Genomic DNA, 11,909 nt, shown 5'->3' on the forward strand with positions numbered 1-11,909 from the left:
CTAGATTGGGTTTTAATTTCAGTAGTTCGGTAATTAAATCATCTTTGAGGTTTACAATTTCTTCACTATGTAGTTTATGAGTGTCATTTTTCACGATTCTATTCCCTGAGTTTAAGGTGATATTCTGTCTTTGAACTCCCGTTTTTAATGTTTAATTATCAATAATAGATAGTATTCGGTGTAATTTTCTCATTATTGTTTAAGCAAAAATAATCTATTGATGTTCCCTGAGGAATGCACACGGATAGTCCGTAGTGGTTGTCTAATTCGTGATACTGGCACCGCCAACGCTGACTGATATGAAGTTGTTCAGGCTCATATAAATCAACGTGATGGCGTGAGATCTCGAATCGAAAACTATTCAAAGGTTGTGCCAGTCCTTTACCGATGGCCTTAATGTATGCTTCCTTTAGGCACCAAAGCATATGCGAGCGACGTTGAGCACTGTGGGGGGCTAGCTGACTCAGGGACGATTTTTCCTCGGCATGAAAGAAGCGGTGAGCAATTTTCGCGTAATCTTTCTGGGCGGTACGACACTCAATATCCACACCGACGTCGCCGGCACATGACAACAGTAGTGCCATGGCGGAGCCGGAATGCGACAGATTAAACCAAATGTTTTCTCGATTGGTTAAATAAGGCTTTCCGTAGGCATTTTTTTCGATGGCTAACACTCCCCTAGATTCACCACAATATAACTCTATTATTTGACTCAATAACAAATTTGATGAGATGTTTATGCTGTTATCTTTCTCTGGATCAAACTTGATATTTTTATTAAATATCGGCTTTTTGAAATCCATCAAAAATACAGTGTTGGAGTTTAGATTGTAAGTAACCCTAGATTTCATTTGTATCACCTATGTTGGTTTGATTTTTTTAAAATCAAAATAATTAAAAGAAAAACTGGATGGTGCTATAGGTAATTATTCATTTTATTATTTATTCATATGACAACATTGATTTTGCGATACATCCTTTTTGTTCTATTCGGTCTTCTAACGTGAATTTAATTTGTATCACCTATGTTGGTTTGATTTTTTAAAAATCAAAATAATTAAAAGAAAAACTGGATGGTGCTATAGGTAATTATTCATTTTATTATTTATTCATATGGCAACATTAATTTTGCGATACATCCTTTTCGTTCTATTCGGTCTTCTAACGTGAATTTAATTTGTATCACCTATGTTGGCTTAATTTTTTTAAAAATCTAAATAATTAAAAGAACAATTGGATAGTGCTATAGGTAATTATTCATTTTATTATTTATTCATATGGCAACATTAATTTTGTGACACATCCTTTTTGTTCTATTCGGTCTTCTAACGTGAATTTAATTTGCATCACCTATGTTGGCTTAATTTTTTAAAAATCTAAATAATTAAAAGAACAATTGGATAGTGCTATAGGTAATTATTCATTTTATTCTTTATTCATATGGCAACATTAATTTTGCGACACATCCTTTTTGTTCTATTCGGTCTTCTAACGTGAAATAACCTCCATGATTTTCGGCGATTTTTCGGCATAAGGTGAGTCCTATTCCGCTGCCGGATGGTTTGGTGGTATAGAAAGGAACAAAGAGGTTGTCTTTGTTCATCAGCCCAGTGCCTTGATCAGCAATGTCCAGCGAGAACTGATGTTGTTCCTGTCGCCAGGAAATGTAGATTTGTCCCTGCGGATCCGACATCGCTTCATCGGCGTTTTTGAGGATGTTGATAACCGTTTGTTGAGTTTGCACCGGATCCAATGTAAGGGTGAGGTCTGTCTCCCCATCGAGTATGATGGTGCGATGGTCAAACAAAGGCAGGATCCCTTCAAGTAGCTCACGAAAGAGAACGCGACTTTTGAACGGCGGCGGCAGTTGGTTAAGCTTTCGATAACTGTCGATGAAACTTTTCAGGCTCTTAGAACGCTCTTCAATGATGCAAAGCCCCTCATGCACTTCGTTCAGTGACTGATCTTTATCTTTAGGAAGCAGTTGCTTGAGCACCTGGCTTAATGACGAGATGGGCGTGAGTGTGTTGTTGATTTCATGGCTCATAACTCTGAACAGGTTACCCCAAGCTTGAGTCTGTTCTTCCCGAAGAATGGCGCTGACATCGGTGATAAACAACAGGGTCTTTTTTTGCCCATCGTCAAAATAGTGATCGGTCTTGATTTGAAATCTCCCCTGTTTATTGGGGAAGCGCCACTCGATAATTTGGCCGCTGGTTGTGTGGAGAAATGGGGCGATGTTGAGTGATTGTACGGACTGATTGACCAACTGTGAGGCAGGTTGTTTCATCAGTTTTTCTGTGCCGGCATTGATGAACGACAGGTTGTGCTGCTCATCGAAGGCAATGATAGCGATGTCGACGTTGTTGATGATTTTGCCAATCAACACTTGTTGCTGTTTGATTTCGCGCTGTTGCTGACCAAGCGTCATCGACAGGCGATTAAGCATCTCTTCAATCAGATCATGGTGCCTGGTTGCATTGCTGCGGATGTTAAACTCGTTATTGACCATTGACTCAACAAGATTGGTGATGGTGGCAATACGGTAGTTTTGCAGTTGAATCACCTTGACCAGACAATAACTTAGTATCAGTGTAAGTACGAAGACGACAACCCCGATCAGGTAGCCAGAGACCCCTTCGTGATACATGAGGCCAAGTAACAGCAGGCTCTGGGGTAATGACGCCAGCATTAGCAAACACCCTTGTCTTTTCTGCAGCGAAATGTCAAACATGGGTATCCTTACTCTTTAGATTTGTTCAGCCGACGGTAGAACGCACTGCGGCTGAGCCCCAATGATTCTGCCGCTAGATTGGCGTTACCATCCCAATGTGCGAGGCGCTGCTGTAAGATAGTTTGCTCAAGTCGCTCCAACGTTTGGGACATGTCGCCGCTGATGAGTTCATTTGTAACAGGTATTGACCGGACAAGGTTATCACAAGGCGTTGTAAGGTTGGCTGGCTCGGGTAACACGCGCGTGGTCAGCGTGTGGTCGTACTCGCCGTTGCCCAGAAGCACCATGCGTTCAATCACGTGGCTGAGTTCTCTGACATTTCCAGGCCAATCATAAGCTTGAAGTAATTGCCTGGTCGCGGCAGAGAGATGGCCAAGTGGTTTACGGTATTTGTCGCTGTACCGCTGGATCAACAGCTCTGCCAGGGGAATGATATCCTCCAGGCGTTCTTTGAGGGCAGGCACACGAAATTCAAAGGTATTGAGCCGGTAAAAGACATCCAGGCGAAAGGTACGTGACTGAACCATTTCAGGCAGATCGGCGTTGGTCGCGGCGATCACGCGGACATCGACGTGTTGGGTTTTGGTGCCCCCGACTTTTTCAAACTGGTTGGATTCGAGTGCACGCAACAATTTAGCCTGCTGTGGTAGCGGCGTATTACCGATTTCATCGAGGAACAGGGTGCCCTGATTGGCCAGTTCAAAGCGGCCGATACGCGTTTGTTTGGCGTCGGTAAATGCACCTTTTACGTGACCAAACATTTCACTTTCAAACAGGTTTTCAGGAATACAGCTCATATCGACGGAGACGAACGGAGCTTCCTGACGGGCTGAATGTTGATGAATGTACTGAGCCAGCAGGCTTTTTCCGGTGCCATTTTCGCCGGTGAGGAGAATGTTGGCATCGCTTTGAGCGACCACTTTGAGTGTATCGAGCAAATCACGCATCGGAGGAGAATAAGCCACGAGATACTCGGGTTGCTGTTGACGTGCCTGGGCTTTGAGAAACTGGTTCTCCTGCTCCAGATGCTGTTGTTTTTTTTGGATGTCGCGCAGCTTCAGCTGAGTGCTCACCATTTGCAGCAGCCGTTCGTTATCCCAGGGCTTTTCAATAAAGTCTACTACGCCTTTTTGCATGGCCAGGACGGCGATGTCGATCGAGCCCCAGCCAGTCATAACAATCACGGGCAGGTCGCTGTCGAGCACCTTGATGGCATCGATCAAGTTCAGCCCTTCCTGCCCGGACGTGGTATCCAACTGGTAATTGAGGTCAACCAAGGCGAGATTCGGAGTGTACTGTTTGATGCTATCCAGAGCCTGGTTCGGTGTCTGTGCCGTGATCACATCAAACTGACGTACCTTAAGCATCAACTTTAGCGTGGACAGAATGTTGGTGTCGTCGTCAACAATGAGGATCGTATGGGTAGTCTTTAACATATCTAGATTCTTCTTTTTATACGGCCTTAGAGCCTTATTATGTACCTAAGGACACTGACGTTGTTCAAGTCGGACGCTTGGGGCATCCGACCAGGTTTTACTGTTCACGCAAGGCAAACATTGGGTTTTGCCTGATGGCTTTCTGGGCTGGTATTAAGATAGCGATGGATACAATCAGTGCAATCCCGGCAGCGATCAGAATGAATAATACCATTGGATTGATGGCGTTAGTACCGACGATATTGCCGACCAGAGGATAGGCAGCAAACACAATCGGAGCCGACAGTAGCAGGCCAATGGCCAGTTGTACCCACCCCTGAATCATCAGCATCCTAAGAATGTCGCCTTCGGTCGCACCCATCGCGCGGCGAATGCCCAGCTCCTGGCAACGTTGGCTGATAGTTTTGGCCATGACACCGTAGATACCACTACCAGCAAGTAACATAGCGACGATGCCAAAAAAGTTAAACAGGATCGCGATGTAGGTCAGGCCGGCGGTGTTGCGCTCCAGTAACTGCGTCATGGTTTTCGGGTGATAGACCGAGAGTCCAGCGTCAAGATTGGCAACTGCCTGCTCGATATTAAAACGCGTATTAGCCCGGATAGGATCGTAAGTCACGATGGCGATCTGGCTCTGAGGTTGCTGTAGTAACGACTGGTACACACTTGGCATGTGTTTGCTGTGCCCAAACGGACGTCCTTGGATGACATGAGAAACGACACCGACGACGGTCGACCACTCTAGGCTGTCTGCCAAGCGCAGTTTTTTACCCAGAACATTGCGCTCACCAGGCCAGTAACGCTGTGCGAAGCTGTCCGTGATGACGACCACATTGCGAGTATTGGCGTTGTCGCGGCTGTCGAGCAGACGTCCCTGTTGTAGTTGCACGCCCATCATTGCCAGCGTTCCTGGCAGCACAGAGATGGCGTTGGCTCTAGGCAGAAGGTTCTGTTCGTCGTTTAAGGCGGTCTGACCTTCCAGCACTACTTTACTAGTCAATGTATACTCACCAGGCAGTTTGGTCATGATGCCAACATTGAGGTCGAGTGAAACCGCTTGCAGTTCACTTTGTAGGGCTTGATAAAAATTGCTGATCTGCTGCGAATCGTAGTGGTCTGGCAGACTGACTTTGGCGGTATACAGGCCTTGCTCATTGATCCCATAGTGGATTTGTTTCGCTTCATAAACCACTGCGGTCAGGTAGGCACCGAGCGACAACACGGTGCAGGAAAGTAGCACTTCAAAGACAACCAATGCGCGGCTGAGTTTACCACTGCGACGGCTTTGCGCACCGCGAGTACCGTCTCGCAGGATTTCTGTAATGTTGCACTGTGTCATTCGCCAGGCTGGCAACGAACCCGTTAACAGGCTGACGAGCAAGATAAGACCAATAGTTTTGACCAGCACATCAGCGTCCAGTCCCAGTTGCCACCAGAACGGCGGTTTATCCGGTACTATTGCGGCGATCACGTGATTGGTCAATGACAAGCCCCAGCCGGCGAGAAGAATGCCGAGTATGCCGCCCAACAGACAGATCAGGATACTCTCTAGCATCATTTGGCCGATCAGGCGAAACGTAGGTGCGCCATGGGCCATGCGAATCGCACTTTCCTTCGAGCGTTCTGATGCGCGCGCCAGCAGTAGGTTGCCGACGTTGCTGCAGGCCAGGAGCAGAACAAACGCCACTCCAGACAGCATGACAACAAATATCGGTTTCGAATCTTCCCCGATGAAACTGTCCATGAAAGTGATAGCAAACGCGGAACGACCAGTGTTGGTGGTAGGATACATGGTTGCCAGAGACATCATGATACTACTAAGTTCCTTGTCGGCGTCGGCCACTGTCTTACCCTGGGCCAGTTTGGCAAACACGAAAACATCAGGCGCATTGTCACGGGTAATTTTGCTGTCGTTCAACTGAGTGGGTAACCACACTTGGTTATTCATCGGAAACTCGTAGCCCGCCGGCATCACACCGATGATTTCAGTGCTCACACCGTTAATATCGAGCTTCTGCCCCAGGATGTCGGTACGTCCACCCAGACCATTCTGCCACAGTTGGTGACCAATGATGACAACCGGATTGGCGCCTTCGACTATGTCGTACTGGTTGAAGCTTCGTCCTTGCTCTGGCTGGGTATCGGTGAACTCGAACAGATCCGACTGAGCACGGATGGCGACATAGCGCATTGCTTTGCTGTCAATGCTGACGTTAGCTATGTCACCGTAATAGTAGCCCATGTATTCCAGGGTACGGCTGGAAGATTCGATGGCCTGGTAATCAATATAGCTGAGCGGTGAATCGCCGAGACGCAGATCGTTGATACTTGGGCTGATCATGACCATACGCTCGCCATCTTTAAAGGGTAGCGGTTTGAACGCGAGGGTATTGATGAGCGAGTACATGTAAATACTCAACCCCAGACCACTGGCCATGATCAATAAGGTGAAGACCGTGAATCCCGGTCGTTTTAACATTATTCGAGTGACGTAATTAATATCCATTATCCAACTCATGGTTACCCCTTACGCCACCAGGCCACTGTTATTGAGGTAGTGATCGTCTATCAGTGTACCGTCGAAGATATCGATTTGGCGCAGAGAGCGGGCGGCCGAGCGTGGATCGTGGGTAACGATACAAATGGTGACACCATCGGTGTGCAGTTTGTCGAACAGCGCCATAACCGCTTCGGTATTTTTGGAATCCAGATTGCCCGTCGGTTCATCGGCCAGCAGTAGTGATGGCTGACCGACTATGGCGCGTGCAATGGCTACACGTTGTTGCTGACCGCCGGACAGTTGGGACGGGAAGTGTTTACCTCTGTGCTGCATATCAACTTTCTCCAGCGCCCCAATCGTCATACTCTGTGCCTGTTTACGAGAGATATTCTTGCGGTAGGTCAGTGGCAGCATCACGTTCTCTTCGACTGTTAAATCACTGATCAGATTAAATGATTGGAAAACAAAGCCAATTTCCTGATTACGGATTTCCGCCAGACGGTTCGATTTTAGAGTACTGACATCGATGCCATTGAGGTGGTACTGACCGTCGCTTGGGACATCCAATAAACCGAGGATCGAGAGCAGTGTCGATTTACCACAGCCAGAAGGCCCAGTGATAGAGACGTATTCGCCCTGATTAATACTAAAGCTGATATCACGGAGAGCGTGTGTTTCGATCTCATCGGTGTGAAAGACTTTACACATTTCGCGCAGTTTGACGATGGTGGACATAACTGTTCCTTGTGTTTTTGTTATTTAGTTTATGCTGATCTGATCCAAATGGGACCAGGCATTAGTGTTTGAGGTAATGATGCGATCTGCGGCGGTTAACCCCGATTTGATCTGAATATTGTCCGCGGACCCTAAGCCAAAGTTTACGGGGACACGAACCGCAGAAAGCCCATCTTGTGAGATCTTAAAGACACTGCCCGGTGCGTTACTTTGTGCGTAACTTGGACGGGCGACGAACAGGGTTTGGTTGACGCTTGATACTTCAATGGTGCCCTGGATACTCAAATCGGGACGCACCTCTGGTGGGAGAGACCCTGTCAGGGAAACATCGACTTGGACAGTGCCATTGATTACGGCTGGATCGATGCGCGTGACCTCACCATCGATAGTGGTGTTGTGGGTGTTGATCGTGACCTTTTGTCCTAGTGCGACGTCCCGAACCTGGCGTTCCGGGATATCCAGTTCGGCGATGAGATCGCCTTGTTGAGCCAGTTTGGCAATGTTATTCCCAACAGGAACGCGTTGGCCTACTTCGATGTTAACCGCCTGGATGACGCCGTTCTGGTTGGCGACGACCATGAGTGAGTCGAGCAAATATTCTGAGCGGGCAAGGCCTTTTTTAAGCCCGCTGAGCATCGCCTGACTGGCGGCAAACTCGGCCTCCTGAGTGGTTTTAAGGGTAGCCAGGCGTTGTTTTTCGATGTCCCAGCTTTGCCTAGCTCCCTCTGCGTCGAGTCGTGACCTATCAAAATCAATTTTTGGTATGAAACCATTGACTCTCTTATACAAGTTTTTTTCTGCTTCGTACTTTAGTTTGGCTTTGTCATAACTGTGTTTTGCTTTGGACACTTTGGACTGAGCATCCAGCAAGTTGTTAATATGACGCATCTTCAGCGCTTGCAGATTAGCCTGCGCAGCTTCCAGTTCCCAGCGAATTTCCTCGGTTTTCTGAGTCAGCTCAGGATTTACCATTTCAGCAATCACATCACCTTCAGCGACGACGGCGCCTGGTTTTACGAGGACTCTTTCAACGCGGCCATCGACGCTGCTGGAGATCCAGCGGATGTATTTCGGGGCAAGAATACCATTACCACGTACTTCAACGGTCATCGGACCAAAGTTCACCGTAGAAATGATGATGTTGTTTTTGTCCACCTGATAGCGCTGTGATGACATCACGGAGGAAAAATACACACCTGCCGCAATGAGTGCCAAGCCCAGGATAATAAGGTTCATTTTCTTGAGTGTGAATGACACTTTTTTTTGTTTTTTAATGTCCATGAGAATATAACTTTCTGTGTATGTTTTCATTTTTGATGCATTAAACGTGCCAATATCAAATAATGATAAAAAATAACAAAATATAAACAGTGTCGGAAATGTATTCCCAAAAATGCGTCTATTTGCATGAAAATTTTGGTATTGTCCCATAATTGGAATTGAACGGTTGCCCGCCAATGGCGGACAACCGTTCATCAAGCGCTTACGGCCAGAAATTAAACACGCCATTGATACCGGTTATTTGGATATGGAGCCTGATATCTTAGAGCATGGCGCTGAATATTATGTGGTGAAAGATATAGCAGAATCAACATAACCTGACATATTCAATATGTTCCGTAAACAACTCATCAATTGAACATCTTTTTTTGCCTCCTTACCACTTTTGCTCCGCCCCATTTGTGTTCTATAGGGTTCAAATCAGGACTATTAGCGGGAAGCCATTCCAGTTGGCATCCGCTGTCTGCTATCGCTTGTGTCGTGTCATTTCGTTTATGGAAAGGTGCATTGTCTATCACTGCTCCGTGTGGAAGCTTTGGTAGCAAATCTTGCGTCATCCACGCATAAAATGTAGTGGTCAAGAACTTTCGGACACATTTTTAGCCGCTTCCCACTGTCTTTCGTATTCAGCCGGAGAAATTCCCCCATTAAAGCTATGGGGACGGATGTCGTTGTAATATCCGCCAAAATAGTCAGTGATATCCCTCATTGCCTCATGAATGTCCTGATAGCCTTCTGGCGGGATCCATTCACTTTTCAAACTCCGGAATACCCGTTCCATGGGGGAATTATCGTAGCAGTTGCCCTTGCGGCTCATGCTTTGGATAATTTTATTTTGCCAGAGTAAGCGGCGAAACTTTTTACTCCTGTATTGACTGCCTTGGTCTGAATGAAAAACCAGCCGTCCTTCAAGATGGCGCGTTTCCAATGCGTTATTCAATACCCGGCAGACCAGCTCAGCATCCGGCGAAGAGCCGATGGCCATTCCCACCACCCGACGGGAAAATAAATCTGTCACCACCGCCAGATAGCTCCATCCCGCTTTGATACGGATGTACGTGATGTCTCCGCACCAGTGGGGATTCGGGCAGGCCGGGGCAAACTGCTGTCGCAAAAGATTAGGGGAGGCGACAGCCTCTTCTCCTGCCGGGCGATAACGCTGAACCCCCGCTTGACGGCTTTGCAGACCGCATTCCTGCATTAATCGCCTGGCCTTCCAGCGCCCCACTGGCCAGCCTTCATTGGTCAGCAGATGGCTCAAGGTGCGACTGCCTATCGCCCCCCGACTTTGGTTATACAGTTCACGAACCCGAATGCGCAACTGCAGACGTTCCGTGTCGACAGGGCGTTGTCGCCAGTCATAATAGGCACTGCGTGACACCTGAAGCATCTGACATAAGTCTGTCACCGGCCACCGGGTACTCAGCCGTGTGATCAACGTATAGCGCCACTGCGCATCTCGCTCATCAGCACGGCCGCCTGCTTTAGGATTTCTTTTTCCATTTCCAGGCGTTTCACCTGCTTTTCTAATGCCTGTATCTGGCGTTGTTCGGGCGTCAGTGCCTTACCCACAGGCGTTATTCCCTGCATTTCGGCCTGGTACTGGCGACCCCATTTCCCCAGCGTGCTGTTATCGATCGCCAATGAACGGGCGACATCGACAACCCGTTGTTGGTGGAGAACAACCTGTTGAACCGCTTCCAGCTTAAATTCAGCGGAATAGTGGCGTTTGGTGAGTTTCAATTTCATCGTTACACCTCATTGTCATGTGAATAACATTAGCAGGCTTTTGAGGTGTCCGAGATCCTTATACCACTACAGGTTATGCCCGGGTCAGTAGTGCCGGACAAAACCTGGACTCCCAGATTGATGCCTTAGAGAAAGCCGGCTGCAGCAAAATATTTACCGACAAAATGACAGGATCGCGCATGAACAGGCCCGGGTGGGAGCTATTGCTGGAGCATCTGCGTACAGGCGACAGTCTGGTGGTGACCGAACTGAGCCGAATGACACGATCATTGCTTGATATGCTGCAAACGAGCCAACAACTGGAAGCGCGGCAAATCAATCTGATCTCGCTGAGGGAAAATATCGATACCAGCACAGCAACAGGGCGCGGTTTTCTGTCCATGATGGGGGTAATTCACCAGATGGAACGGGAACTTAAAGCAGAGCGCGCAGCTGCCGGGAGAGCGGCGGCCAAAGCCAGAGGTAAAAGCGGTAGCCGTCCACGAACTGACCTCGATAAGTTAGAAAATGCCAGAATTTTGTATGAAAATTCAGATAAGACAGCGGCCGAAGTTTGTGGGTTGACGGGGGTTGGCCGGCGAACCTTCTTTTCGTATCTTCAGCAACAGAGGGAAGGTATTAATGGGCAAACGAAAGGCGACTCCTACTAACATGAAGAAACAAACGACCCGAGAGCTCCAGGGGCTCAATATTGATGAGTTGGTCGATGAAATGCCTGAGGCGGTGCTCAGAACGCTTCATGACCGTATTGTTAACCGTCTCAATATGTTACAACGCCAGCGGACAATGCAGAGTATGGCTGATTTCCGCCCAGGCGATGTGGTGAGTTTCCAGACTGATGGCGATGAAATTATCGGGATACTGGTGCGCCTGAACAAAAAGTCGGTCACAGTTCACACTGAGAACGGCAACCGCTGGAACGTCGCTCCGCAATTGTTGACACTGGTCAAACGGCCACTGACTCTGGAGGATGAAGTGGAAAAAACAATCAGTAAATCAATTCATTAAAACGACAGGTTACGTTACTCGTCATTTTCGAGGGTTCTTCCACTGGACCCCTTATAGAAGGCTCATATGACATATCATTATCTGAAATGCGTTTACTCTATATGGCATTAAATCAGGTTGAGCCGTTGAAGCCCATGCCTCAGAAAGAGTATGTTTTAAAAGCGCGAGATTATCAGAGCCAATATGGGTTGGATCTAACAAATTGCTATAAACAACTTCGTGACGCAGCTGATAGTTTGGCTAGAAAACCTATCATAACGTATGAATGGAACGAGAAAAAGAAACGAATTGATAAGGTACAAAGGTTTTGGTTTGAAAAATTAAGTTACAGCGCTAGTACTACAGCCGTATTTGTTTTTCTCAATCGGAAATATGCCCGTAGAACAGCTTGAAATGATACGGTTTCTCAGTTTATTGATTATCAGATAACACGTTAATTTTGGGATGATTACGGCTGTAGTACTAG

The 11,909-nt window shown here is 47.3% G+C and carries 10 protein-coding genes and 1 pseudogene; 3 read left to right on the forward strand and 8 right to left on the reverse strand.

Annotated elements, in window-relative coordinates:
- Window positions 1–158 precede the first annotated feature (158 nt).
- The 8 genes from Xvie_RS17930 to Xvie_RS17965 form a co-directional block, all read right to left on the reverse strand.
- Window positions 159–851, reverse strand: coding sequence for a 4'-phosphopantetheinyl transferase family protein (locus Xvie_RS17930; protein WP_086110535.1), 693 nt, complete (start codon window positions 849–851; stop codon window positions 159–161).
- Window positions 852–1,432: 581 nt separating this feature from the next.
- On the reverse strand, window positions 1,433–2,692 hold the full coding sequence (locus tag Xvie_RS17935; protein ID WP_167376309.1) for a sensor histidine kinase: 1,260 nt from the start codon (window positions 2,690–2,692) through the stop codon (window positions 1,433–1,435).
- Window positions 2,693–2,742: 50 nt separating this feature from the next.
- On the reverse strand, window positions 2,743–4,170 hold the full coding sequence (locus Xvie_RS17940) for a sigma-54-dependent transcriptional regulator (RefSeq protein WP_086110537.1): 1,428 nt from the start codon (window positions 4,168–4,170) through the stop codon (window positions 2,743–2,745).
- 97 nt (window positions 4,171–4,267) lie between these two features.
- The gene (locus Xvie_RS17945) at window positions 4,268–6,688 is read right to left on the reverse strand and encodes an ABC transporter permease (protein WP_086110538.1); all 2,421 of its coding nucleotides are present in this window, start codon (window positions 6,686–6,688) and stop codon (window positions 4,268–4,270) included.
- A 9-nt stretch (window positions 6,689–6,697) separates the two neighbouring features.
- Complete coding sequence (locus Xvie_RS17950; protein ID WP_244175717.1) at window positions 6,698–7,378, reverse strand: ABC transporter ATP-binding protein; 681 nt, start codon at window positions 7,376–7,378, stop codon at window positions 6,698–6,700.
- Between the two features lie 51 nt (window positions 7,379–7,429).
- Entirely contained in the window at window positions 7,430–8,914 is a 1,485-nt protein-coding gene (locus tag Xvie_RS17955; RefSeq protein WP_086110540.1) for an HlyD family secretion protein, read from the reverse strand.
- Between the two features lie 122 nt (window positions 8,915–9,036).
- On the reverse strand, window positions 9,037–9,267 hold the full coding sequence (locus Xvie_RS17960; RefSeq protein WP_244175718.1) for a transposase: 231 nt from the start codon (window positions 9,265–9,267) through the stop codon (window positions 9,037–9,039).
- Window positions 9,264–10,435 (reverse strand): IS3 family transposase gene (locus Xvie_RS17965; RefSeq protein WP_422645950.1). Its coding sequence is split into 2 segments (ribosomal slippage): window positions 9,264–10,174 and window positions 10,174–10,435, totalling 1,173 coding nucleotides; the frame shifts between segments, so codons are not numbered across the junction. Before Xvie_RS17965 ends, Xvie_RS17960 begins: the two co-directional genes overlap by 4 nt.
- Window positions 10,436–10,518: 83 nt before the next feature.
- Here Xvie_RS17965 and Xvie_RS17970 point away from each other — a divergent pair.
- The 3 genes and pseudogenes from Xvie_RS17970 to Xvie_RS17980 all read left to right on the forward strand — a co-directional run.
- Window positions 10,519–11,085, forward strand: a pseudogene (locus tag Xvie_RS17970) (recombinase family protein); the annotation flags it as partial.
- A gap of 1 nt (window position 11,086) precedes the next feature.
- Complete coding sequence (locus Xvie_RS17975; RefSeq protein WP_208612616.1) at window positions 11,087–11,443, forward strand: hypothetical protein; 357 nt, start codon at window positions 11,087–11,089, stop codon at window positions 11,441–11,443.
- 53 nt (window positions 11,444–11,496) lie between these two features.
- Window positions 11,497–11,835: a replication initiation protein gene (locus Xvie_RS17980; RefSeq protein WP_279625686.1), complete on the forward strand. Its 339-nt coding sequence runs from the start codon at window positions 11,497–11,499 to the stop codon at window positions 11,833–11,835.
- The last annotated feature ends 74 nt before the right edge of the window (window positions 11,836–11,909 follow it).

Source organism: Xenorhabdus vietnamensis, from assembly GCF_002127535.1.
Lineage (GTDB): Bacteria > Pseudomonadota > Gammaproteobacteria > Enterobacterales > Enterobacteriaceae > Xenorhabdus > Xenorhabdus vietnamensis.